Annotated in this window: 24 protein-coding genes; 10 read left to right on the plus strand and 14 right to left on the minus strand. The window is 46.7% G+C overall.

Going from position 1 to position 25649, the window contains the following annotated elements:
- Positions 1–47: 47 nt before the first annotated feature.
- Positions 48–1007, plus strand: coding sequence for a Dyp-type peroxidase (locus tag B2X65_RS14600; RefSeq protein WP_290613796.1), 960 nt, complete (start codon positions 48–50; stop codon positions 1005–1007).
- 8 nt (positions 1008–1015) lie between these two features.
- On the opposite strand, the gene argR is transcribed toward B2X65_RS14600, so the two are convergent.
- On the minus strand, positions 1016–1483 hold the full coding sequence (gene argR, locus B2X65_RS14605) for a transcriptional regulator ArgR (RefSeq protein ID WP_290613798.1): 468 nt from the start codon (positions 1481–1483) through the stop codon (positions 1016–1018).
- 187 nt (positions 1484–1670) lie between these two features.
- Between argR and mdh the strand changes: the two genes are divergently transcribed.
- On the plus strand, positions 1671–2609 hold the full coding sequence (gene mdh / locus B2X65_RS14610; RefSeq protein WP_290613800.1) for a malate dehydrogenase: 939 nt from the start codon (positions 1671–1673) through the stop codon (positions 2607–2609).
- A gap of 65 nt (positions 2610–2674) precedes the next feature.
- Here mdh and ispB read toward each other — a convergent pair whose 3' ends face one another.
- Positions 2675–3646, minus strand: coding sequence for an octaprenyl diphosphate synthase (ispB, locus tag B2X65_RS14615; protein WP_290613802.1), 972 nt, complete (start codon positions 3644–3646; stop codon positions 2675–2677).
- Positions 3647–3883: 237 nt separating this feature from the next.
- Here ispB and rplU point away from each other — a divergent pair, with 237 nt between their 5' ends.
- The 5 genes from rplU to B2X65_RS14640 all read left to right on the plus strand — a co-directional run bounded on the left by rplU (position 3884) and on the right by B2X65_RS14640 (position 6710).
- A complete protein-coding gene (gene rplU, locus B2X65_RS14620; protein ID WP_019675068.1) occupies positions 3884–4192 on the plus strand; it encodes a 50S ribosomal protein L21 in 309 nt (102 codons plus the stop codon).
- Positions 4193–4207: 15 nt separating this feature from the next.
- Entirely contained in the window at positions 4208–4465 is a 258-nt protein-coding gene (gene rpmA, locus B2X65_RS14625) for a 50S ribosomal protein L27 (RefSeq protein ID WP_290613805.1), read from the plus strand.
- 132 nt (positions 4466–4597) lie between these two features.
- Positions 4598–5758, plus strand: a complete 1161-nt coding sequence (gene cgtA / locus B2X65_RS14630) for an Obg family GTPase CgtA (RefSeq protein WP_290613808.1) — start codon at positions 4598–4600, stop codon at positions 5756–5758.
- 8 nt (positions 5759–5766) lie between these two features.
- Complete coding sequence (gene folA, locus B2X65_RS14635; RefSeq protein ID WP_290613810.1) at positions 5767–6255, plus strand: type 3 dihydrofolate reductase; 489 nt, start codon at positions 5767–5769, stop codon at positions 6253–6255.
- A gap of 74 nt (positions 6256–6329) precedes the next feature.
- On the plus strand, positions 6330–6710 hold the full coding sequence (locus B2X65_RS14640) for a DUF3718 domain-containing protein (RefSeq protein WP_290613812.1): 381 nt from the start codon (positions 6330–6332) through the stop codon (positions 6708–6710).
- Between the two features lie 62 nt (positions 6711–6772).
- Here the strand turns inward: B2X65_RS14640 and B2X65_RS14645 are convergent, their stop codons facing one another.
- The 7 genes from B2X65_RS14645 to B2X65_RS14675 all read right to left on the minus strand — a co-directional run bounded on the left by B2X65_RS14645 (position 6773) and on the right by B2X65_RS14675 (position 15421).
- Complete coding sequence (locus B2X65_RS14645) at positions 6773–8785, minus strand: HAMP domain-containing methyl-accepting chemotaxis protein (RefSeq protein WP_290613814.1); 2013 nt, start codon at positions 8783–8785, stop codon at positions 6773–6775.
- Positions 8786–8885: 100 nt separating this feature from the next.
- The gene (locus B2X65_RS14650) at positions 8886–9689 is read right to left on the minus strand and encodes a symmetrical bis(5'-nucleosyl)-tetraphosphatase (RefSeq protein ID WP_290613816.1); all 804 of its coding nucleotides are present in this window, start codon (positions 9687–9689) and stop codon (positions 8886–8888) included.
- Complete coding sequence (gene apaG, locus B2X65_RS14655; protein WP_290613818.1) at positions 9689–10066, minus strand: Co2+/Mg2+ efflux protein ApaG; 378 nt, start codon at positions 10064–10066, stop codon at positions 9689–9691. Before apaG ends, B2X65_RS14650 begins: the two co-directional genes overlap by 1 nt.
- The gene (gene rsmA / locus B2X65_RS14660; protein ID WP_290613821.1) at positions 10059–10874 is read right to left on the minus strand and encodes a 16S rRNA (adenine(1518)-N(6)/adenine(1519)-N(6))-dimethyltransferase RsmA; all 816 of its coding nucleotides are present in this window, start codon (positions 10872–10874) and stop codon (positions 10059–10061) included. Before rsmA ends, apaG begins: the two co-directional genes overlap by 8 nt.
- A 3-nt stretch (positions 10875–10877) precedes the next feature.
- On the minus strand, positions 10878–11861 hold the full coding sequence (gene pdxA / locus B2X65_RS14665) for a 4-hydroxythreonine-4-phosphate dehydrogenase PdxA (protein WP_290613823.1): 984 nt from the start codon (positions 11859–11861) through the stop codon (positions 10878–10880).
- Positions 11862–13151, minus strand: coding sequence for a peptidylprolyl isomerase SurA (gene surA / locus B2X65_RS14670; RefSeq protein WP_290613825.1), 1290 nt, complete (start codon positions 13149–13151; stop codon positions 11862–11864).
- 11 nt (positions 13152–13162) lie between these two features.
- Entirely contained in the window at positions 13163–15421 is a 2259-nt protein-coding gene (locus B2X65_RS14675; RefSeq protein WP_290613827.1) for an LPS-assembly protein LptD, read from the minus strand.
- A 173-nt stretch (positions 15422–15594) separates the two neighbouring features.
- Here B2X65_RS14675 and djlA point away from each other — a divergent pair, with 173 nt between their 5' ends.
- Positions 15595–16377 carry a co-chaperone DjlA gene (djlA, locus tag B2X65_RS14680; protein WP_290613829.1) on the plus strand — a complete coding sequence of 261 codons (783 nt, stop codon included), beginning with the start codon at positions 15595–15597 and terminating at the stop codon, positions 16375–16377.
- A 10-nt stretch (positions 16378–16387) separates the two neighbouring features.
- On the opposite strand, the gene B2X65_RS14685 is transcribed toward djlA, so the two are convergent.
- From B2X65_RS14685 to rapA, 5 genes are all read right to left on the minus strand, one after another.
- Positions 16388–17173 carry a DUF3530 family protein gene (locus B2X65_RS14685; protein WP_290613831.1) on the minus strand — a complete coding sequence of 262 codons (786 nt, stop codon included), beginning with the start codon at positions 17171–17173 and terminating at the stop codon, positions 16388–16390.
- 24 nt (positions 17174–17197) lie between these two features.
- A complete protein-coding gene (locus B2X65_RS14690) occupies positions 17198–17563 on the minus strand; it encodes a hypothetical protein (protein ID WP_290613833.1) in 366 nt (121 codons plus the stop codon).
- 108 nt (positions 17564–17671) lie between these two features.
- Positions 17672–18763, minus strand: a complete 1092-nt coding sequence (locus tag B2X65_RS14695; RefSeq protein ID WP_290613835.1) for an OmpA family protein — start codon at positions 18761–18763, stop codon at positions 17672–17674.
- Positions 18764–18979: 216 nt separating this feature from the next.
- Entirely contained in the window at positions 18980–19636 is a 657-nt protein-coding gene (locus B2X65_RS14700) for an RluA family pseudouridine synthase (RefSeq protein WP_290613837.1), read from the minus strand.
- Position 19637: 1 nt separating this feature from the next.
- On the minus strand, positions 19638–22547 hold the full coding sequence (rapA, locus tag B2X65_RS14705; protein ID WP_290613839.1) for an RNA polymerase-associated protein RapA: 2910 nt from the start codon (positions 22545–22547) through the stop codon (positions 19638–19640).
- Between the two features lie 264 nt (positions 22548–22811).
- Here rapA and B2X65_RS14710 point away from each other — a divergent pair, with 264 nt between their 5' ends.
- Positions 22812–24128 (plus strand): PhoH family protein, encoded by a 1317-nt coding sequence (locus B2X65_RS14710; protein ID WP_290613841.1) that lies wholly within the window; start codon positions 22812–22814, stop codon positions 24126–24128.
- Entirely contained in the window at positions 24128–25504 is a 1377-nt protein-coding gene (locus B2X65_RS14715) for a PhoH family protein (RefSeq protein ID WP_290613843.1), read from the plus strand. The genes B2X65_RS14710 and B2X65_RS14715 overlap by 1 nt, the downstream gene beginning before the upstream one ends.
- Positions 25505–25649: the final 145 nt, after the last annotated feature.

Raw genomic sequence — 25649 nt, forward strand, 5'->3', positions numbered from 1 at the left:
AGTCCAGCTAAACATAATAGCGAGCAAAACTAAATTCAGGGAAGGAAATGGCAAGAGAACAACTAGGCATATGCGCAGAGGCTAATTTACATGCCAGCTATTTGCTGTTTAATGCGATAGAAGGGCATGAAGCTTCCTTGCGGCAAAAGTTGGCGCGGGTGGCTCAGTTGTTGGCTCGACTAGCAGAACATTTTTCAGAAGCTCAACTGACCGGGGTAGTCGCTATTGGCGCAGACTACTGGGATAGCCTGTATCCGGGAGCGAGGCCGCAGGGGCTGCAACCCTTTCCGTTGCTGGCCAGTGACCATTTGGCCCAGACTGAAGTATGGGCTGATTTATTTATTCAAATCAGGTCTGACAGACTGGATGTCAATTATATTGCCTGTCAGCAAATATGTCAGATAGTGAAGAATCATGTTGATTTACTGGAGCAACTTCAGGGGTTTCGTTATCTGGATGGTCGGGATTTGACCGGGTTTATCGACACCCCGCATAACCCGAAAGGCAGCCGCAAGCGGCAACTGGCACTGGTTGACGCGACGAATCAACCGGTGTTCGCTGCAGGCAGTTATCTGTATTTACAACGTTGGCATTATGACATGGCGCATTGGCAACAACTGGATATCTGCCAGCAGGAAGAGATAATGGGGATCAGTAAAATAGAGGGTATGGTATTAGCATCACCGCGCTTACATCAAAACAGCCATACCCTAACCAGCCGAATGGGAAATATAGATAGTACGCCATCGCTGGTGATGCAAAATATGCCATTTGCACAAAATAATATCCAGGGGCTAATCAGCTTGAGCTATGCGGGTGAACCAGAGCGCTTTAGTCAGCAACTAAGTTATCAACTTGGCTATCGGCAAAATCACTCAGAAAAACCGCAGCCATTACACAACCAGTACGATTTATTCTTTGATTTCTGCCACGCTGACTTGTGTGCCGCTTTTTTTGCGCCGTCACTCAGTTTTCTGGAAATGGCATGTCTGCCAGCCAGTGGTTAATTACCAAGCTATACTTTTTCAAATAGTTCTGTGACTTTACCCAGGGTGAAATTAATATTTTTCACGCTGATCGGCGCAATAAATATGGTGTCATCACCTGCAATAGTACCAAGCACGCCCTCTGCTTTGCCAACTGAATCAAGTAAGCGTGCGATCAGTTGCGCAGCTCCCGGACTGGTTCGGATAATAATCATGACATCGTTATGTTCAATATCCAGCACCAACTGACGCAACGGGCTTTTAGTTGTCGGTACACCTAGCTCCGGCGGCAAACTATATACCATTTCTTGCCGCGCATTGCGGGTACGCACAGCGCCATATTTACTTAGCATTCTGGACACTTTTGACTGACTGACGTTATCAAAACCGTCACTTTTAAGGGCATCGACGATTTCACTTTGTGAGCCAAAACTTTCTGTTTTCAGTATTGCTTTAAATGCCTGAATTAAGGCTTCCTGCTTCGAGTGTTTTGTCATGATTGCTGTTTCTTGTTGTTGGGAGCTGGCTAATAGTAACAAATTCGGCTCATCAGTACAGTTTGTCAGGTAAACAAGACGAAAATTGGCTAAAATGGTTAGACTTTAGGCTTAAGCCGTTTGTAATTACCGCGCCATTTCAGTATTGTTGGCGCGTTTCAACTTACCCTGACATATGGAGAAAATCATGAAAGTTGCCGTATTAGGTGCTGCCGGCGGTATTGGCCAGGCATTGTCGTTATTATTGAAATTAGATTTACCTGCGGGTACTGATCTTGCTTTATACGATCTGGCGCCTGTAACGCCTGGCGTTGCCGTTGATTTAAGCCATATCCCGACTGCAGTAACCGTAAAAGGTTATGGCAAAGAGAATTTAAATGATGCACTGGTCGGCGCAGATATCGTCATGATCCCTGCAGGCATGCCCCGTAAGCCTGGCATGGACCGTTCTGACTTATTTAATATTAATGCTGGTGTGGTAAAAACTCTGGCCGAAGCGATTGTGCAGCAATGCCCTAAAGCCCTGGTAGGTATTATTACAAATCCGGTTAATACCACTGTGGCAATTGCCGCTGATGTGTTTAAAAAAGCAGGTACCTATGACCCACGTCGTCTGTTCGGTGTGACTACGCTTGATGTGATCCGGGCTGAGACCTTTATCGGTGAGCTAAAAGGTAAGAATCCACAGGATGTCACGGTTCCGGTTATCGGTGGCCATAGCGGCACGACCATTTTACCGTTGTTATCTCAGGTCAACGGTGTCAGCTTCAGTGATGAAGAAGTGGCATCTCTAACTCATCGAATTCAAAATGCCGGTACTGAAGTAGTTGAAGCTAAAGCCGGTGGTGGATCGGCTACCCTGTCTATGGGTCAGGCTGCTGCCCGGTTCTGCCTATCGCTGATTAAAGGTTTGCAGGGCGAGTCAGTCACTGAATATGCTTATGTAGAAGGCGACGGCGAACACGCACGCTTTTTTGCTCAGCCATTGGTGCTGGGTAAAAATGGCGTAGAGAAATTGCTGCCAATTGGTCAGCTTAGCCATTTCGAACAAAAAGCCATGAGCGATATGTTAGGCACCTTAAAAGCCGATATTACGCTTGGCGAAGAGTTTGTCATCAATAACTAAGATTCTGACACAAAGCAAAAAGGCGCTGACAGCGCCTTTTTTATTAGCATCACACAAGGAAACTGCTAATGACTGCGAGAGACGGCCATATTGGCTAAGGCAATTAATGCCTGTTTGTACGCGGATTCAGGGATAGTATCCAGTGCCCGACGCGCTTTTTCCGCTTCCTGCTCGGCAATAGCCCGGGTATAGCCGAAGGCATCTGTTTGCGTCATCGCTGCCAGAATTTCATCTAAATAAGCCATACCATTACCGTCAACAATGGCGCTTTGAATAAGTGCTTGCTGAGTTGGTGTACCATGTTTTAAGGCATGAATAAGCGGCAAGGTCGGTTTACCTTCTGCCAAGTCATCGCCGATGTTCTTACCGAGCTCAGCTGCGTCAGCCTGGTAATCCAATACGTCATCAATCAGCTGAAATGCGGTACCCAAGTGCATACCATATTGTTTCATGCTGTTCACCACATCTTCAGGTTGCTCAGCAATAATAGCAGCTAACTGAGTGGCAGCTTCAAACAGCTTAGCGGTTTTGCAGTAAATTACCTGCATATAGCTTTGCTCGCTGGTCTGGGGGTCGTTAACGTTCATTAGCTGTAGCACTTCGCCTTCAGCAATTACATTCGTAGCGTCAGCCAGAATTTGCATAATGCGCATGTCGTCCAACGCTACCATCATCTGAAATGAACGGCTGTATAGAAAGTCGCCTACCAGCACGCTGGCTTGGTTACCAAATACCGCATTGGCTGTTTGTTTGCCGCGGCGCAGGGTAGACTCGTCCACTACGTCGTCATGCAGCAGAGTAGAGGTATGAATAAATTCGATAATAGCGGCAACGCTAAGATGTTTATTGCCCTGATAACCTAAAGCCCTGGCGGCCAATACGGCTAACAGTGGTCGTAATCGCTTGCCGCCACTATTGACTATATAGATACCCAATTGATTGATCAGTGCCACGTCTGAAGTCAACTGAGAAAAAATGTGCTGGTTTACTTCGGCCATATCAGCGTCGCTGAGCTGGCGTATGTCGTCAAGCGTCATGAAAAAAAACTGCTAAACCCCAAGAATGGCGGCAATTCTACACTATAGTAGCGGTTGGCAGAAAGGGAAACTCGATCCTTTTCACCGATGTTTGGCCACTACGTGATCTTTTTAATAATTGTGCTTGCGGCTATGTTATAAATTGCGTACAATTCGCGCCCTGTGATTTGAATTAAACACGCCCCTGATGCCTTACTAATAGAGCATAGCGCAGGCGTGGCTTGTACGGAGTTAACTATGTACGCGGTTTTCCAAAGTGGTGGCAAACAACACCGTGTGACGGAAGGTCAAACGCTTCGTCTAGAAAAACTAGACTTAGAAACCGGCGCAACGATTGAATTTACCCCGCTGATGATCGCCAATGGCGAAGAAATTAGCATCGGTGCCCCTTTAGTTGAAGGTGGCAAGGTAGTAGCGGAAGTGGTCAATCATGGCCGTGGCGATAAGCTTAAAATCGTTAAATTCCGTCGTCGTAAACATTCACGTAAACAGATGGGTCACCGTCAATGGTTTACTGAAGTTAAAATTACCAGCATCAGCGCGTAACAGGAGTATCGACACATGGCAAGTAAAAAAGGTGTAGGTAGCACTCGTAACGGTCGCGATTCAGAATCTAAACGTTTAGGTGTTAAGCGTTTTGGTGGTGAGTCGGTATTAGCTGGTAGCATCATTGTGCGTCAACGTGGAACACGTTTCCACGCCGGTAGCAATGTAGGCATCGGTAAAGACCATACTTTATTCGCTTTAACTGAAGGTAAAGTGAAGTTTGAAGTAAAAGGCGAGTACAACCGTAAATTCGTTAGCATCGTTAGCGAATAAGTAAACTATATTGAAAAAACCCCGCCTGGTGCGGGGTTTTTTTATAAATTTTCTCCCCTCCCAATCACATGGGTTATACTTAGCGGCTACGGCATGCGCCTATGTTTTTTATAGTGGATCAGGACACAACACATGAAGTTTGTAGATGAAGCGATAATCCGGGTTGAAGCCGGCGATGGCGGTAACGGAATTATCAGTTTTTTGCGCGAAAAGTTTATCTCTAAAGGCGGCCCGAACGGAGGCGATGGCGGAGATGGCGGTGACGTGTACCTGATTGCTGATGAAAACCTGAATACCCTGGTCGATTTTCAGTTTGAAAAATATCATAGTGCTGAGCGCGGTCAAAATGGTGGTAGTGTAAATTGCACGGGTAAGCGCGGTGTCGATCTGGAACTGCGAGTGCCGGTAGGTACCCGGGCAGTAGACATTGACACCGATGAAGTGATTGGCGATTTAACCACTAATGGCCAAAAGCTGATGGTAGCCAAAGGTGGTTGGCACGGTTTAGGTAATGCCCGTTTTGCCAGCAGTACTAACCGTGCTCCCCGGAAAAAAACCAATGGTACCCCTGGTGAAATCCGTAATCTGCGATTGGAATTGTTGTTGTTGGCAGATGTTGGTTTGCTGGGCTTGCCTAATGCTGGTAAATCTACCCTGATCCGATCCGTATCAGCAGCTAAACCGAAAGTCGCTGACTATCCGTTTACTACTCTGGTACCCAATCTTGGTGTGGTCAGGGTTGAAGCACACCGTTCTTTTGTTATCGCCGATATCCCAGGGTTGATTGAAGGCGCGGCTGAAGGCGCAGGCTTAGGAATTCAGTTTTTAAAGCACCTGGAACGTTGCCGTTTATTGTTGCATGTTATTGATGTCTTACCAGCCGATGGTTCTGATCCGGCTGAAAATGCTAAAACAATTATTCAGGAATTACATAAATACAGCAAAAAACTGGCGGCGAAACCTCGCTGGCTGGTCTTTAACAAGCTGGATTTAGTGTTGGATGATGAGCTGGAGCAGACTATTTCTGAGGTAGTCAACGCGCTGGACTGGCAGGGCCCGGTTTTTAAAATTTCGGCGGCAGGGCGCACCAATACAGAGCGTCTGGCGGCTGATATTCTAAGTTACATAGAAGAATTACCGGCAGAACAGGTTGAGACCGACGTTGCAGATCCCGTTCATTTTAAATGGGATGACTATCATGACGATGCGGCCAGCCAGTTGGTTGATGATCTGGACGATGATGATGACTTTGACGACGATGATTACGATGTTGAAGTGGTATATCAGCGCTGAGGTTTGACATGAAAATAGCGATGATTGCCGCAATGGCAAAGCAACGCGTCATTGGCAAAGATAATCAGATGCCCTGGCATATGCCTGCAGATTTGCAGCATTTTAAAGCGGTCACGCTTGGCAAGCCAGTATTGATGGGGCGTAAGACCTTCGAGTCTATTGGCCGGCCGCTGCCGGGTAGGCGTAATTTGGTGGTGAGCAGAACAATACCTGCCCAGACCCGGGGCGTTGAGTGGTTTAGCAGTGTCGACCTGGCGCTTGCAGCCGCTTCCAGCAATAACGAAGTGATGGTGATTGGCGGTGGTGAAATCTACCGGCAGTGCCTGCCATTGGCAGATACCCTGTATTTGACAGAAATTGAGTTAATGGTTGAGGGTGATGCCTACTTTCCGGATTATCAGCAAGCCGCAAACTGGCAGCTGGTGGCCGAGGAACAGCATCAGGCTGATGCAGCTAATCCCTATTCCTATCGTTTTATCACCTTACAGCGAAATTAGTAGTCGTCAGGTATTTGCACAGCTTGTAACATGTTGCTAAGATGCTGGTTGACGATCCAGCTGAGGAGTAGTAAATGAGATTGGTGCCCACCTTATTATGCACAGCCGTATTAAGTGCAGCTGTTGTTATGTCACCGGTAGCTGTCGCAGATCAACAGTTAGCCGCTTCAATGTGCGATTATGTTGCGGCTAACGATAGAAACCGTTTACGTAAAGTACTCAGTGACTACCGCCTACGGCTTCGCAATATTTATGATGGTGTTGTTTGTAATGGCGAGCCGTTAATCCGCCATGCTTTTAAAAGCAATGCTCCTGATGTCGGCGAATTTATTGTCAGACAGTTACCTGGTTCGCAGGTCACTGATTCAGGTGATATTGCCTGGGCTGAAAGCAACGGCTATGCAGACTCGCCGTTACTGGCAGCACTGAAAGACCGAGCGGGTGCTGGTGATTAACGTTTATAGGAAGCAAAAAAAATCCGCTTATTAAGCGGATTTTTTATTATCTGTTTAAAGCGCTATACCCTGAATTGCGCTACTGATTGACGCAGCTCTTCAGCAAGTCGTGCGACTTCATGGCTTGAGTCAGATGTCTGCTCAGCGCCAGAAGCTGTCTCTTCAGCAATCGCAACAATTGACTCTAATAACTGGCTAATTTCATTTGATACCTGGTTCTGCTCTTTAGCCGCACCAGAGATTTGCTCGCTCATATCGTGAGCTAAATGAACAGCATGGGTAATAGAATCAAGCGCAGAGGTGGCCACTTCGGTTTGGGTAACGCAATTTTCTGCCTGTTTTTTACCCTTGTTCATGGCTTCAACCGCTGCCTGAGCACCACTTTGCAGCACTTGGATCATTGCCTGAATTTCCTGAGTAGACGCTTGGGTCTTACTGGCCAGTGAGCGTACTTCGTCAGCAACTACCGCAAAGCCACGACCTTGTTCTCCCGCGCGCGCTGCTTCAATTGCAGCATTTAGCGCCAGCAAGTTTGTTTGTTCAGCTATACCTCGGATAACGTCCAGAATGCTGCCAATTGAAGCGCTATCTTTATGTAATTTATTAATCACGACAGACGCTTGCTCAACCTCTTTTGACAGTTGGATAATAGTACTCTTATTATCCAACGATATTCCTTTTACCCGTTCTGCTTCTTTATCTGCATTCTTAATTTCTGCCAGAGCGTCGTTAGAGCTTTGTAATACACCCTGTGAGGTACTGCTCATTTCAGTAGTGGCGGTCGCAGCCTGGGTAACCTGTGATTTCTGCTCGCGAATTGCCTGTGTTGTCTGAACGGTAATGGCAGAAGTTTGCTCTGAAGCCGCTGCCAGCTGAGTAGAGCGCGAGATAATACCCTGAATAAGTTGCTGCAGATTGCTCACTACAGTATTAACGTTGCGAGCTAACTCACCAAATTCATCTTTCGAAGTTGCATTGAGGGTTTTCGTCAAGTCACCGGAAGCTACTACACCCAGCATGCTATTAACTTCAGCCAATGGTTTGACGATGCGTCTGACCGTAACTGTTGCAATAAACACAGAGAGAATAATTGAAATAATAACGACGATGAAGATCCAAGTGATAGCGTTAGCAACTCCTGAAGTCGCATTTTGTTCAATTTCCTCTGCCGCATTTCTGGTCAGGTTAAGCAGAGTATCTAATCGTTGCATACCAGTCTGGGTGTATTGATTTGCGGTGGTTAATTGAGCCTCTGCATCTGCGGTGCCCGCTAGGAGTTGTACTTTCAAAGCAGGAATTCCGTCAGCACCTTCCAGAAAGCCTGAAATTTGCTGTACTTTGTCAGCAATGTCCGCGGTCATTGTCACAGCACTACCAGCTTGTTGCTGGATAACAGCAACCTGCTCGCGCAGCTCCTGTAAACGAAAGGCAATTTCATTACTCACGGTGGCTACGGTGGTATCGGTTTCTGTGCGGTTCAGATCTATTACGTTATTAATAAGCGTATTAATACCCGTTTCTATCTGGGTAGCTGCTTCATAAGCACGGGGAAATCTACGCTGAACATCACGCACGTCAGTGAAGTCGAGGATAAGTGAGGCCATATCATCAGCGCTAAATTCCAGATCGTTCATTTTGCTGGTAATCGTGCCACGTAACCGAATGTTGCTGTCTAAGCGGCGTTGCAGGTTCGTGCTGGCTTCAAGGAAATTTCGGTAAGTCTCACTGACTTGCTCGGCCCCTTCCCGTAGTTCTGGATGCTGTTCTATAGCCTGGCGCAGTGCATTGGCTGCTCTTTCGTAAATCACTTTTTCTTCAGCAAAGCGTTGATTAACTGCCGCCGTTTTTTCCAGCGTGTCGGCATAAAAACCCTGGAGACTGGCACGACTCATCGTAATAAATTCGGTCTTCATCGTCGCACTGTTTTCCAGTGCTGGAATAGAAACCTCATTAACTTCAGTGGTTGCGTTACTAATATTATTTAAACTGATATAGGCGGTAACACCAATAAACAGCAGTAACAGGGAAATGATGGCAAAACCACCCATCACCCGCAACGCTACGGTTAACTTCATAATAACTCCCACTTTAGTGTTTTATATAACGCACATTAGCTTAAGATTTACTGCTTAACAAGACCGCATAAGTTGTTTTGATGCAGCAGCGATAAACAGCTTATTTAGCAGCGGCAACACTGTAGCGCTGTTGCCGCTCGATGCAATAGGCGGTAAGTGTATTACCCCAGACACAGCCTGTATCCAGAGCATGAATATCCTGAACCGGACTATAGCCGTTTAGCGCCGCCCAATGCCCAAAAAAGAGTTCCGGATGCGTTTTATTGCGCCAGAATTCATACCAGGGTACTAATTCACTTTGCTTCAGCGGGCTACCTTTTTCCTGTAAGCTCAATGCGCCATCAGGCTGACAAAACCGCATTCTGGTACAGGCATTGATGGTAAAGCGCCAACGCTGCTGCTCAGTATGGGCCTGCTGCCAGGTGGCCGGTGTATCGCCGTACATAATAGCAAATATTTGTTCTGGCTGATGCTTTAATTGCTTGCTAACTGCTGCAGCTGCTGCCTCTGCCTCATTTAATGTCCATTCGGGTGCGAGCCCGGCATGCACCATCCATTGTTTTTTATCGGTGCTTTGATGGATCAATGGCAGTTGTAACAGCCAGCCAACAAGCTCTTCCAGATTGGGTGCTTGTTGCAATTGCTCCAGTTTGTCTGAAGGCTTTATACTACCAAAACCAAAATAGCTGGCCAGAAAATGCAAATCGTGATTACCCAACACGCATTTAGCTGTATCGCCCAGTGTCTTGATAAAGTTTAAGGTCGCAAGAGAATCGGTGCCGCGTGCGATCAGATCGCCACAGAACCACAGTTGATCATCAGCGGGATTAAAGTTGACATGCACCAGCAAGCGTTGCAGTGCATCGTAACATCCCTGGACATCACCGATTACATAGGTGGCCATCAGTTCAGAATGTTAGGCATGGCCAGCCTGAATACGGGTATCGCGGCATTGAATCTTTGTTCAGAGTGGCTGATCATTTCGTAATGGCCCTGCATTGTTCCGACCGGGGTTTCCAGCACGGCACCACTGGTATAACTATAGCTTGACCCCGGAGCAAGTTCTGGTTGTTCACCTACTACGCCATCTCCGTAGACTTCAGCCTGTTTGCCATTGGCGTCAGTAATCAGCCAGTAGCGTTTCAGTAAGGACACGGCTTCTTTGCTGAAATTTTCGATAGTAATGGTATAAGCAAAAACAAAGCGATTTTCTGCAGGATCAGATTGTGCACCCAAATAAAAATTATCGACCTTTACCTGAATATCAAACTGCTCACTCATCTTTACCTTCCTGCTCTGCCAACCATTGCGCCACCTTAATAAAACCACTAACAGGTAACTGTTCCGGTCTGATAGTAGGATCGATACCCAAAGCACTTATCTGCTCTGCAGTGGCAAAATTACTAAAGCCGTTGCGTAAGGTTTTACGGCGCTGATTAAAAGCTTCTAAACATACTCTGTTTAGTATGGCGGGATCAACTTTTGCTCTGTCGGCTATCGGGTAAGGTATTAACCGGACCACCGCAGAATCGACTTTAGGAGCAGGGATAAAAGCGCCTGGTCCTACTTCAACCACAGGTATCGCCTGGCAATAATATTGGGTCATAACACTAAGGCGACCAAAAGTCTTACTACCATGGCTGGCCGTCATACGCTGCACGACTTCTTTTTGCAGCATAAAATGCATGTTGTTGATATGGTCAGCAAATTCGAATAAATGAAACAGCAGGGGCGTAGAAATATTATAGGGCAGGTTACCAAAGATTTTCAGTTTCTGGCCGGGAGCCAGTAACGCAGCAAAATCGAATTTCATGGCGTCTGCCTGATGTACGGTCAGCTTGTCAGCCAGCGTCGGATGTTGCTGTAAACGTTCGGCCAGGTCACGATCGAGTTCTACCACAATTAGCTTACCAGCAGCTTCAGCAACCGGTTCGGTAAGGGCGCCCAGCCCTGGACCAATTTCAACCAGCACATCTGTCGATTTAGGAGCAATAGCTTTAACGATTCTGCCGATGACATGGGGGTCGTGTAAAAAGTTCTGGCCAAAACGTTTTCGGGCGCGATGGCCCTGATGAACATTGTCTGTCATAAATTAATTCACTTGTTGAGCCAGAGTAATAGCTTGATTAACCGCATGAAATAAGCTGCCAGGATCAGCCTTGCCACTTCCGGCAAGATCCAGAGCGGTACCATGATCAACCGAAGTACGAATTAGCGGCAAGCCTAGGCTAATATTGACCGAACGACCAAAGCCTTTATATTTTAGCACCGGTAACCCCTGGTCATGGTACATCGCCAGTACGGCATCTGCGTCATCCAGATATTTGGGCTGAAACAAGGTATCAGCCGGCAGTGGACCGATTAAATCAATGCCTTCTGAGCGCAACTCGTCCAGGGTTGGACTGATAATATCCAGCTCCTCCCGTCCCAGATGGCCATCTTCACCGGCATGAGGGTTCAGGCCACAAACATAAATTCGTGGCTTAGCGATCGCAAATTTATGTTGCAGGTCGTGATGCAGTATAGTGATCACTTTTAGCAGGCGGTCCCGGGTAATGGCTTTAGCAACATATGCCAGAGGAATATGGGTCGTTGCCAGCGCCACCCGCAAGCCTTCAGTGGCCAGCATCATTACCACGTACGGGGTGTTTGACTGATGCGCAAAGAATTCAGTATGACCACTGAAAGGAATACCAGCTCGGTTAATAATACCTTTGTGTACAGGGCCGGTAACAACCGCCGCAAACTCCTCGCTGATGGCATTTTCGCCAGCAAATTGCAGTGTATTTACCACATACTGACCATTGGCGACATTAAGTACACCAGGCTCAACGGGCTCGCTCAGGGCAAAATCAGCGACAGTCAGCGTGCCCGCCGCCTGAGCTTTGGCGGGTAACGCGCTGTCATAAGGTAATAACCTGAGGTCAACACCCAATAACGCTGCCCGGCTGCTCAGCAGTTCTGCGTTGCCACATACCACCAGTTCAACCGGCCAATTCTGGCGGGCAAGCGCTACAACCAGATCAGGACCGATGCCAGCGGGTTCACCGGGAGTAATGGCAATGCGCAATGTCATCTAACTCTCCGGTAGTACGTCAATGAAGGCTTCGTCGCGTATTTCTTTCAGAAAATTTGCGGACTCTTCATTGAAACGACGGTTGTAGATCATCCGGTAAACCTGGTCGCGCTTTTTATCAGCCGTTGCATCTACCACGCGCTTATCCAGTACCTGGGCAATATGCCAGCCGTGCTCTGTCCTGAAAGGCTCACTAATCTCGCTGGGTTCCAATCGCATTAACGTATCACGGAATGCCGGAACAAATACCTGTGGTTCACTCCAGCCCAAATCACCACCATTCATTTTTGAGCCCGGATCTTCAGAATGCTGTTTGGCCAATTCGGCAAAATCGGCCTCACCGGCGCGAAGTTTAGTGACAAACTGATTCAGGGTATTGCGTGCGCGTTCTTCACTAAGAATAATAGACGGCTTGATTAAAATGTGGCGTGATTTGATTTCCTGAATTTCAGCAACGTTTTCGCCGCGGATATCAAAAATAGTTAATATATGAAAACCGGCACCAGAGCGCATTGGGCCAATTAAATCGCCTTTCTTCTTCTCGCGAATGCTTTCTGAAAACAGGGTTGGCATTTCATTAATGTTCATAAAGCCAAGCTCACCGCCTTCCAGCGCTTTGCCACCTGAAGAGGATGCAATGGCAATTCGTTTAAAGTCACTGCCGCTTTGTAGCAGTTCCATTACTTTATCAGCCCGATCTTTAGCTGCACTGATATCGTCCGGTGTCGCCTGACTGGGGATGGCAATCAGGATATGCCCGAGGTTGTATTCCTCACTGACAGCACCTTGTTCTTCCATTAATTTCAGCAGACTGTCAACTTCCTGCGGGCTGATATAAATGCGCCGTTGCACACTGCCGCGGACCACTTCATTAGTAATAATTTCTTCTCTGAGTTTTTCTCTGAACCGCGCATAATTACCTTCTTCAGCTTCAACTTGCCGACGAAATGCTTCGAGACTGAGATTTTCACCCTGAGCGATATTGCGAATCGTATCGTCAAGCTGTGCATCACTAATTTGCAACCCCATTCGCTCGGCAAGCTGCAGCTGCAGGCTGCTTAAAATCAGACGCTCCAGGGCCTGGGTGCGCAATGCCTGATCAGAGGGAAGGGTTTGCCCCTGGGCCTCTGCGTTACGTTTTACCCGGTTTACCACATCATCGATATCGCTTTGTAAAACAACACTATTATCAACAATAGCGGCAACCCGATCGATCTCCTTTACGGCTGCACTACTGGAAAAACTTAATACACCGATAAAAGCCAGACAGATTACTTGCTGTAACTTCATAAATTCCTACACTAATTAGTTAGTAAATACGGCCTGCGGTACCCGAAAATGCCATTTGATAACATGTCTGATACGCCAAAACCTGCTTTATCACCAAAGCCTTTTAACACAAATTGCAAACTAAGGCCGCTGTCCAGTTCGCCAAACTGCAGCGCATTGTCAATACTGGTATCGAGATTTGCCACAATATGGCGTCTGGCTACCAATCGAACCGCCCAGCAGCAGGATTCATATTGCACACCAAAATTGGCATCTATCATACGATGATTTGTGACATCACGATAGTAACTGGCAATAAGCTGCCAATCTTTTGCCAACGGCACTGTGCCCAGTACACCCACTTGCTGAATTTCTAAGCCTGAGACCGCTCGGGTGTAGCGATGGTTCAATTGCAGCATGGTATTCTCACTGCCCCGGTAGTCGAGACTGGCATTACTCTTAATAATTCGTTCACCATCAATATCATACTGAGTTGCGGCACTAAAATACCATTTACGGTACCAATGCCAGATCATTTCAGCAGCCAGCACAGAATCAGTTGCTGTTTGGTTTTCGGTAAGGTTGTCAGCCGCCTCGACCGGGTCTTCCAGAAAAAAGATTTGACCCAGACTAAATCGAAATAACTCGTTATCAATATTGTCGTAAAAGCGGGTGGTCCAGCCAACAGTGAGCTGATTCGCTTCGTTTATTCTGTCTATGCCAGAGAAACGATTTTCCCGGAACAAGCCATGGTAGTCATCCTGTAACCGGGTAGTATCATACAAGCCAATATTATTTTGCTGCCGGTAAGGAATATATAAATATTGAACTTGCGGTTCAAACGTTTGCAATGCGGGTTCACCGAACCAGTCATATTCCCGCTCCAGATTTAACCGGCTGTAAAGTCGTATTTTGGGTAACGCCCGCTGCACCGAGGTATCAATATCAGCGGTATTATTATCACTTTCCTGCTGATAATAGGTATACAGCATACTTGCCTCAGCAGTAAATTCGAGTGCCGGGGTGACAAAAGGTAGACGTAACTTTGGTTCAACGTGTATGCGGTCAGCGTTTTGAATTAAGGCATTATCATTTTCAAAATGAGCATAGCTGGCTTGCCATACCAGCTGAAGGGGTTTAAACAGCTGCAAAGGTCTGGCAGAGTTTAGTTGTAATTCTGGTAACATTTTATAGGCGTCGGCAAAGTTACCCAGGATTTCGAACCCCTGTAGCCTGAGCTGACTATTAATATTTTCGCCATAATGAGCAAGGGTTGCTTCACGATAGAGTTGAGTATCACTCTGGTTGGCGTAATCGGAGCCTAGTTCAGTAATGTATGCATCGTCACTAACGTCAGTAAAGTCGATATAACCCCGCCAGCTACTTGTGAAATCAGAGCGGTGGTTTAAATGACTTAGGTAACGACTGCCGAAATTATCTGGCTTTTCATTATCTGTACCGAGGTATTCAAGTTGCATAATGCCCTGATGGGCTGCTGTCAGATAACGAAATTCTGATTTGAGCTGGGTGCCGCGTTTACTCATATAGCGGGGGGTTAGGGTAATATCGTAGTTTTCGGCTAAATTAACATAGTAGGGAAGCTCAACATCAAGCCCCAATAACTGAGAACTGCTTATCTTCGGTAACAGCAAACCGGTCTTTCTTTGCTCGTTTACCGGAAACGTCATGTAGGGTAAATAGAATACCGGAATGTCTTTGATTTTAAAAACAGCGTTGCTGGCCGCCCCCCAGCCTTCTCCCTCATTAATTTTAATGTCGCTGGCGTGCAAGGCCCAACTAGTATCTTCGGTAGGGCAAGTAGTAAATAATGCCTGGTCCAGGCGGATTTGTTCCGGGCTGGCCTGCAGGCTTTGGGCAAAGCCCCGGCCCGCCTGCGCTAAAAACTGATAGTGCGCGTCGGTTATCAAGGCATTGTTATCAGCGGTATTGGCGCGAAAAGAGCTGGCGGACACTTTTAAACTACTATCAAAATATTCAATACCACCCTCAGCAAAAATTTGCTGTTCATTGCGACTGAAGCGGGCGGCGGGTGCCGTTAGCAAGGTATCACGATGGATAATCTGCACATTACCAGTGAACAAGGCGGTCTGATTACCACTCAGATCGGCATCATCTGAGCTGATCCGAACCGTGTTGTCATTCGGGTTCAAGTTAGTCAGCACAACAGGTGGAGTTAGCGGTTGATAACACATTGGGATAACAGGTTCGTTAGCGTGCAGCTGATTACAGAGCAAGCCTGTGATTGTTATCCCGGTAAACCATAGTTTCATCCAGTCTTCTCTGCCCCAGATTTATCATTTTTTTAATAAGATTAGCCCGCTATGATAAATCAATTTTAGATTTCCTGCTAATCCGATATAGTGCGCTTTTACAATAGTCGCTGACCTTTTTCAGCAGCGTTGAGCAATAGATACCACGTAGTTCAGTTTATAAGGAAAATATTTTGTGGGGTAAAATTCTTGGAGCCTTGTTTGGATTAGCTCTGCTGAGGTTGCCAGGCTTGTTTATTGGCTTGATTCTGGGGCATTGGTTCGACATGAAAATGGGCGCGAATCTGGCAAGGTTCCGCGGTATATTTCAAGAATCTGCCGATCAGCAGGGCTTGTTCATGTACACCACGTTTGCCACTATGGGGCATATTGCAAAAGCAACGGGCGTGGTGACGGCGGCTCATATCCAGCAGGCAAGGCATTTTATGCAGCAACTTGGCCTGAATGAAACACAGCAGCAAGAAGCACAGGCTGCGTTTCGAGATGGCAAAGCCAGTAATTTTCCATTGGTGGCGCAACTGCAGACCTTTTATCAGCATTATGGCCGCCAAAACGACGTGATAAAGTATTTTATCGAAATACAACTGGGCATTGCTAATGCCAGCGGCGAGATGAGTCAGCAACAACAGACATTACTGCAACAAGTTGCTACACAATTGGCGATATCCCGCATTGAGTTGGAGCAAATGGTGGCTGCTTATCGAGCCCAGCAGCGATTTAACCAAAGAAACACGCAACGCCCGGCAGCAAATGCAATACAGGATGCCTATAAAGTGCTCGGCGTGAGCAGTGATTGCAATGAAAAAGAGTTAAAACGGGCATACCGAAAATTAATGGCCCAACACCACCCGGATAAACTTATGGCAAAAGGGGTACCTTCGGCCATGTTGGATGTTGCAAAACGGCGCACCCAGGAAATTCAGGCCGCTTATGAGCTACTAAAAAGCCAGCACTAGCCAGACAGGTTTAAAGCCCTATGCTGTGCAGCCAACCTGTTATTTCTTTCAGGACCCAGGCATTAATATCTTCGTCATAAAAAGTACCCGTCAACTGACGCTGGCGATAGTTGGTTTTAAGATTACGTTGCACCAATTGTTGCCTCAACTTCAGGTTAGCATTGGCGAACCGGTTATCCCGTTGATGACTGATATCCAAAGTCGGAATTGACTGCTCTGCAATAAAACCTGCTAATTCGCGGTTTAAATTAACATCTGCCAGATAGGCGCCCAGCATAATAAAAGCTGTGGGTGATTCAAGCTGGTTTGTAACGTACAAGCGGTTTAGTAAAGCTGCATTACTCCCTTTAGCAATAACTATGATGTTACCGCCTTGCAACTGAGCCTCGCTTAGGGCCGCCTGCACTCGCTCAGCGAGCAATTGCTGGTAAGTCGTTGCGTCCTGTTCCAGGCTGAATTCAGCAGGTGGTGGAGCCATAATAGCCAGCGTGTGCCAACCGTAATCATTTAATTGCACCCGTAACGGTTCAAGATAATCAGGGCTGACAGGTCGTTCTGCCCAGTCAGGCACCAAAATGGCAGTACCCTTGGTATAGCTGGTCAGTGCCTGACGTTGCAGCGCCATAAAGCTGCCAGTTGCACTGACTAACTCGGTCACTTCGCTGGCAAGGATCTGGCGTTGCACATCACGTTGCCAGAGTTGCTGAATGGGAGGGGGCTCCTGAGCCGTGGCAGCAAACTGAATAACAGTAGCGATTAACAGCCAGGATAGTCCCCAATGTAGCGTTTTGTTCACATATAACCTGTTAACTCACCCCTGTTATAGGCTGTTATCGGCTAAACCGGTGATAACGTTAGCAGTATCATTACCGTCGATATATTCTGGAAACGTATATAATACCTTGCCATCATGGCTGAATTTTACATAGCTCTCGCCCTGTTCAAGCAGCTGAATCGCTATCGCGGATGGCATAATAAAACAAAATGTTGTCGGTTTAAATTCGGCGAGGGCTTTTGCCATTTCCTTAAGTTGTTCATTTACAGCCAGGCGCTGCGTCTCATTCTCATCGCTACAGACATGTGCTGATTGCTGCAAAGATACAGACTGCTCAGCTTGCACATTAAAGGTAATACAGGCTAATACTGCAGCAACAGCACAGTAACGACCAATAGCTTGTATAGACATAGGTAGATCCTCAAACTGCTTAAAGTCAGCTAAAACTAGCAGGAAGTTTTGTGGGCGGCAATAAAAAAAACCGCCAAAAAAGGCGGTTTTTTGTTAAGCGTAAGAAAATTAACGCATTACAGGTTCTTTCACTTTCGCAGTTACTTTAGCTTCAATTCGCTGGTTTGCTGCGTTAGCGGCAGGGGTGCTGTCGTTAATGCGTGGCTGGGTCTCACCGTAACCAACAGAGGTAATACGTGAAGATTCAACACCTTCGCTGGTCAGAATGTCGGCAACTGATTTTGCGCGACGCTTAGATAACAGCATATTGTATGCATCATTGCCCGGTTTAGACGCATGGCCTTCAATTACCACTTCTGATTCAGGGAAGCGTTTCATGAAAGCAGCCAACTGGATAATTTCTGAACGCTGGTCGGCAGACACTGCTGCAGAGTCAAATCCAAATTTCACTTCAACGTCAACATCACCCACGCGCTGCATCGTTTCTTTGAACACGGTACAACCCTGTGGATCAACCTGATGATTCGCAGCGGTATTCGGGCAGCGGTCATTAGTATCCATTACGCCGTCGTTATCACTGTCAGCAGGTTTTGCTGGTGCAACAGGTTTAGCTGGGGCTGGTGCCGGAGCTGGGGCCGGTGTTGGCGCTGGTGCAGCGTTAGCACCAAAAGCAAATGTCACACCGGCTTTAATGCCAGCATCGCCATAGCTTTCATCTATACCCTGGTAACGGTTTGCTTCAGCAAATATTCCAAAATGTTGGCTGAAAAAATGCTTGTAACCCACACCCATATTCAATGCTGTGGTGTTTTGCACCGCGTCCATCCGCTTCAGACCACCAAGAATATAGGCGCCTTTTGCTTTAGGTAAAAAATGATAAAGCACGTCAATACCAAAACGGTCTCCATCTGCATCAGATCCATTCAGCTCTGAACTCAAGTCTAACTTGGCGTACTCGGCACGTATCGCCCATGCTTCGGTCAGATAGTAACCCAGCTCAATACCGTAACCTGTATCTTTGCCCATATAGTTCCAGGCTGCTGATTCAGTTTTATCAATATCAGGCATATAGTATTCTGCAAACACTGAACCAAAAACTCTATTTTCCAAATTGGTAGCAGAGGTTGATTGTGCTAAAGCCTGAGTGCTGATAAACGGCAGGGCAGCCAATACAGCAAGGGCAGTCATTTTAAGTTTCATCCATTTCTCCTTAGATTTAATCCAGCATTAAATAGCTAGTTATTATTCCTGCTAACTATTAACCTGCCATCTATATTACAAGTCGTTTTATATTAAAATTTGAATTTTAATTGTTCTTTATTAAAAATAGTACAGCAATTTGTTATTTAGCAACCCAATATGCTGAGTATGATAAGCCAGTTAACTGAATATGGGGTTAATAATTGTAAAAAGAAGTCAAAAAGAACAATTTACTTCAAAAATAAGTGTTTTGCCATTTGCCGGGTGCTGCAGTGACAAGGATTGGGCATGCAACTGCAAACGATCTGCCGCAGCATAGGCTTCAGGGTCAGCATAGAACTTGTCGCCGAGTATAGCATGCCCGATCATTTGCATATGTACCCTTAGCTGATGAGAGCGGCCGGTTACCGGTGTTAACTGCACCCGGCTGACAGTGGTGGAGCGTTCCAGTACCTGATAATGCGTAACAGAGGGTTTACCACGCTGATAACATACCATCTGTTTAGGACGACTTGGCCAGTCACAAATTAATGGTAAACAAATTGTTCCCTGATCTGCAGCTATCCGGCCAGTCACTCTGGCGATATAGCTTTTTTGGGTCTGTCGTAGTTGGAATTGCCGGTTTAGTTGACGTTGGGACTCGGCATTTAACGCAAACACCATCACGCCGGAGGTGGCCATATCCAGTCTATGAACAACCCGAGCCGTCGGTAGCACTAACTTTACCCGATACTCCAGACAGTCCCAGTGCTCCGCAGCTTTACCCGATACTGAAAGCAAGCCGCTGGGTTTGTTCACGACCAGAATATCGTCATCCTGGTAGATTATCTCCAGATAGGGAGTCAGCGGTGGCTGATAATGAAAAACACTCATTTCAATCGTGACTCACCACGATAAGTCTGATGGCATCAAGTTTCAGACGCGCCTTTGCAATATAATCTGTAAGGTGTTGTTGCCTGGTTACCAGGCTATCAATTTCCTGCTGACGGATTAATGGATTAATTTGCTTTAAAGCAATTAGGCGCTGTTGATCCGCCTGCATAACCTGTTGCATTTTTTTACTGGCGTTCTGTCGCAAAGTGGTTAGTTGCTGTGCAGCACTATTATCACTTTCAGCAAGCAGTGGATGGATTACGCTCTGTAACGCGTTAACCAGTTTACTGGCTGTTTGTCGGCCAACCGGCTTTAACTGCCGGTTGAAGTTATCAAAAGGAACCTTCGCGGCCAGATCTTTGCCCGTTTTATCCAGCAGCAAGCGGATAGGCGTACCGGGCAAATATCGGCCAAGTTGCAGATAAGCGGGGGCGCTGGCCTCAACAATATAAATAAGCTCGACGAAATAGCTGCCAACAGGAAGGGCTTTGTTCGGCAGTAATGCCACTGCTGTATTTCCCATATTGTCATTTAACAACAAATCCAGGGTGCCGGTAACCATTGGGTGATCCCAGGTTAAAAACTGAATGTCTTCCTGTGCCAGTGCTGTATCCCGGTCAAATGTGATGGTCACACCGTCGTCCCCAAGCCCCGGATAAGCGCAACGTAAATGTTCAGCTGCCGTTAAAATGATACTGGTATCAGAGCGGTCTTCCTGATTAACCCCCAATAAATCCCAGGCCTGAAACATCAGCATAGGCAATTGTACATCAGCGTCTGCTTGTGCAAGCTCTGCTGCCAGTTGCCGGGCCTGCTCACCGCCGGCTGAATTCAGTTCCAACAGCTTATCCCGTCCTTGTTCCAGTTGCTGCTGTAGCTGTTGATGATGCAGCGCGCTGTGGGTTAACAGTTGCTCAACTGCCATAACTTCCGGCCTTGGTGCTGCCAGCAAAGCCAATAATGCCGCGCCGTCCTGTTCATATACAGCCCGTCCTGTCTGGCAGGTTTGTTCAAACGCGTTCAGGCTTTGCTGATACCACTGCAGCAATATCTGTTGCGCGCCTTGTTTAAAGTACGGAATATGCAATTGAATATCATGCTGTTGGCCTATTCTGTCTAAGCGGCCAATTCGTTGTTCCAGTAAATCCGGATTCAGGGGTAAATCAAACAACACCAGATGATGAGCAAACTGGAAATTGCGCCCCTCACTGCCTATTTCTGAACAAACCAGGACCTGAGCGCTATAATCTTCCTGAGCAAAATAGGCCGCTGCTTTGTCGCGTTCAACAATCGACATGCCTTCGTGAAATACTGCCGCCCGGATCCCTTCTTTCTGGCGCAACGCTTCTTCCACTGCCAGTGCTGTGTCGGCAGCCGCGCAGATCACCAGAAACTTGTCCGGTTTATGTTGCTTTAACAGGCTGGTTAAATAATCAATACGAGGGTCAAATTGCCACCATTGACTACTGCTACCCTCAAACGCCTGATAAACCTGTTCGGGAAATAAATTGGCGTTGGCCAGTTCCGCAACAGAGCTTTGCTGATTCAAGCTCTGAAATACTTTAAGGGCATTTTGGTATTTCTCAGGTAAGTCCAGTGCTACGGGCCTGGCTACCCGACCTGGAAAACCTTTAATACTGGCGCGGCTGTTCCGGAATAATATCCGGCCGGTACCATGGCGGTCCAACAGTTTGTCAAGCAAACGTTGTCTGGCCGGTTCCGCGTCATCAGCTGCCTCAGGTTCACTGAGTAAGCTGAGCTCGCTAGTGATATCTTCTTCTTTGATTAGCCGTTGCAGGTCACTTTTCAATTCGTCGTTAAGTTGAGATGCACTGAGCAATTGTTTAGCGGTTGTCGCAATATGCTGGTACTGGCTTTGCTCTTCAGTAAAAGCCTGAAAATCGTAAAAGCGGTCCGGGTCAAGCAGGCGCAAACGGGCAAAGTGACCTTGCTGACCCAACTGATCGGGAGTAGCGGTGAGTAACACAACGCCGGCAGTGTCCTGAGCCAGGCTCTCAATGCTCCGATATTCTTTACTGACATGCTCTGCAGTCCACGCCAGGTGATGCGCTTCATCGACTACCAGTAAGTCCCAGTCACTGCTCTGGGCGTGTTCCAACCATTGTTTATTACCACTGATAAACTCCAGACTGCACAGTACCAGTTGCGCAGTATCGAACGGGTTGCTGACATCAAGTTGTGACTGCTGACAGCGCTCCTCGTCAAAGACGGAGAAATGCAGGTTAAACCGGCGCAACATTTCCACCAGCCATTGATATTGCAGCGACTCGGGTACTACGATAAGTACCCGGGTGGCTAGCCCTGACAACAATTGCTGATGAATAATCAGGCCGGCCTCGATGGTTTTACCCAGGCCCACTTCATCAGCCAGCAATACCCGCGGTGCGTGGCGGTTGGCAACTTCTCTGGCGATATGCAGTTGATGCGGGATCAGGCTCATGCGTCCGCCTTGCAGACCACGTATCGGGCTTTGCTGTAACCGGCTTTGCTGCTGCCAGGCCAGATAACGCAGGGTAAAGTGATCAAAACGATCAATCTGACCGGCAAAGAGGCGATCTTGTGGTTTATTAAAGCTGATAAAGTGATCGAGAAAGGTTTCTTTCAGATCGGCTTTTTCATTGTTGTCGGTGCGGGTGCCACTGTATATCAGGGTATTGTGTGCCTCAGTAACTGACGCCACAACTAAGCTGAAACCTTCCGCGCTTTTTATTTCATCGCCAATATTAAAGATGACTCTGGTAAGGGGAGCTTCCGCCTGGGCATATTGCCGCGTTTCACCGGTAGCCGGGAACAACACCGTCAGCATCCGCCCCTCGATACCCACCAAAGTACCTAAACCAAGGTCAGATTCAGTATCGCTGATCCAGCGTTGTCCCAAAGCAAAATTCATATTAAAGCACCATCATAAAATCGGGGCGCCATGGTACTAGTAAATCAATAAAACTGCATCTGCCATCCGCCTTTATTTTAGCGTTAATCACTGTCATTGCTCTGTCATGATGATGTCGCAAAGTATTTTTATAGCAAAATAGCTATTTAATTCAAGAATTGGCCGCCAACTGGCGCAGTTGCACTATTATTAGTTAAGTGACATGAAGCTGGCGGTAACATCAGGGCTTAAAAGTTAACTTTGTTTCGTTTGAAGGAGCTGCGTATGGCGCGAAAAAAAAGCAAAGAAAAAAAAATCTATGTATTAGACACCAATATTCTGCTGCATGAACCCTTCGCCTTTCTCAATTTTGAAGAACACGACGTCGTCATCCCGATGACAGTCCTGGAAGAACTTGACCACATTAAAGACCGTAACAAAGACGTGAGCAGAGATGCCCGGGTCGCTATCCGGGCGCTGGAAGACGTGCTGCGTGATGCGTCGCCCGAACAAATGCTACAGGGAGTGGCGTTACCCCGTCAAACTGAGCAGCTTGGAGGTGGGCACTTATTTATCATCAATGATCATCACATTAAAGATGAGATCCCCGGGTTACCCGGTGGAGAAAACGATCACTTAATAATTAATACTGCCTTGTATCTGCAACGTGAAAAAAGCCCGGTGAAAGTCATCCTGGTAACAAAAGATATTAATATGCGCCTCAAAGCCAAAGGCGCCGGCTTAAAGCAGGTTGAAGACTACCGTACAGACCAGCTTATTGATGATGTGCGCTTTTTGTATAAAGGCTATTTTAAATTCAGTGGTGAATTCTGGAGTCAGGTAGGCGAATGTCGCAGCGAAAACGAGGGCCGCGATACAGTACATTATGTCAGCCGCAAAATATTGCCCAATGCCTACATCAATGAATATCTGATTGATGAAGCTGAAACCTTTGCCGGGCGGGTACTGGCCATTAGTGAGCAAGAAATTAAAATTCTCGATTTTGGCTATGAACGCTTGATGCACAGGCGTGCCTGGGGTATTCATCCAAAAAATATCTATCAGGCGATGGCAATGCAAGCGCTGCTGGATACCGAGATGGACCTGGTTATTCTGACTGGCCCTGCCGGATGCGGTAAAACACTTATCGCGCTGGCGGCTGCGCTGGAGTTAGTGATTGAACAAGGTCAGTATGAAAAGGTTATTGTTACCCGCAATACGCCGGAGATTGCTGAGTCAATTGGTTTTTTGCCGGGTACGGAAGAAGAAAAAATGGCACCCTGGCTTGCTGCTATCACCGACTCACTTGAAGTACTGCATAAAACCGATGAGCACCCTCATGCCAGTGTTAATTACATTATGGACAAGGCCAACATTCAGTTCAAATCGGTTAACTTTATGCGAGGCAGAAGTATTCAGAATGCTATTGTTATACTTTACCCCAGTATTGGTTTGGCTGATAAGTTGTTACTTCCTCGTCTTTACTGGGCTAGAAGGGTGGTAACAAGAATTTTGGTGAATAATCGCAACTTTACCAAACATTCTGCAAATGCTGATTCTTTTTTGTTACATTCAGATGTTGTTTTGGGGGAGGTTGCATAATGATCGCACGTAAAAACATTCCACGTGTTTTAGATACATCAGCATTAGTCCACGATCCAAAGTCCCTTTTATCATATGAGGACGACATCTACATCTGCCTCACTGTCCTGGAAGAATTGGACAATCTTAAAGAGCGCAGGGATAGGTCTATTAGTGCCGATGCCCGCGTCTGTATCCGGATGCTTGAAGATCTTGTCAGTGGCCACGATGCTGAGCAACTAGAAATTGGGATCCCGCTTCCAACTAGTGAAACAGGAAAACGTGGAAAATTGTTCATTGGCATCGATACCAACATTGAGCTTGAGCAATCGCTGCGGCATGGTATAGGCAGCGAGGCCGACAACAGAATCATAAATTATGCCTACCAGTTGCAAAAGAGACTTGAGCAGCCAGTGTCGATAGTGACTCGCGACATTAACATGCGTTTGAAAGCGAGAACTGTTGGCGTTGGTGCGGAAGATGTATCCGTTGATAACTCCATCGCTGACATTGATCTTTTATATGGTGGTGTTCAAGTATTTGAATCCGACCTGTTCGAAAAACTGGAAAGTGATGACGACTTTAAATTATCCGGTGATGTATACAGGATGGATCGAAGTCTGTTTAACGACGAAGTTCAATCAAATATGTATTGGTATGACGAAGCAGGGCATATTGGTCTTGTAACTGAAGTGAGTGCAGAGCATGTTTACACGACATTGCTTCCACGCAAACACAAAAAGATTTGGGGTGTTTTACCAAAGAATTCAAGACAGGCAATAGCTCTGCACCAGCTAACCGACCCTCAATACGACCTTAACATACTGCTTGGCCCAGCTGGGTCTGGTAAGACTTTTCTCGCAGTTGCAGCGGCCCTGCATCAAGTGTTGGAAGAGAAAAAGTACAAGAAGATTGTTGTTGTTCGTAGCAGAGATTTCATGGACGAGGATCCCGGTTTTTTGCCAGGGGATTTGAAAGAGAAATCAATGCCACTTCTTGCAGGTATCACAGATGCGCTGATATCAATGCATAGTGACGATAGCAATGAACATAACACTTTTACAACAATTGAACACATCATCGAAAAAGCCAATATTGAATTCACCTCAATGGCCTATTTTCGGGGACGCTCGCTGGATGATGCATTTTTGATAATTGACGAGGCCCAAAATATGACTCGTGCACAAATGAAAGGGATGCTGTCAAGGGGCGGCAGAAATTGCCGGACAGTTGTACTTGGGAACCTTGCTCAGATTGATGACAAGTTTGTAACGGCCGCCTCGAGCGGCGCAAGTGCAGCTGTGAATGTTTATCGACATTATGAACATGGAACAGTACTGATTTTTGACGAGGTGGAGCGTAGCTCGCTCGCAGAATTTACGGAGAAAAATTTTTAGTCGGACTACAGTGACAAGCAGTAGAAAAGCGCAAAAGAGAAAGTTAAAAACAACATTGCAAATATCGGAAAATATACTACCTTTACCGTTATATATATAACGGTAAAGGGGTTTATGTGGCTAAACAAACTTCTACAAAAATCAA

The organism is Arsukibacterium sp. UBA3155, from assembly GCA_002364615.1.
Taxonomy (GTDB): domain Bacteria; phylum Pseudomonadota; class Gammaproteobacteria; order Enterobacterales; family Alteromonadaceae; genus Alishewanella.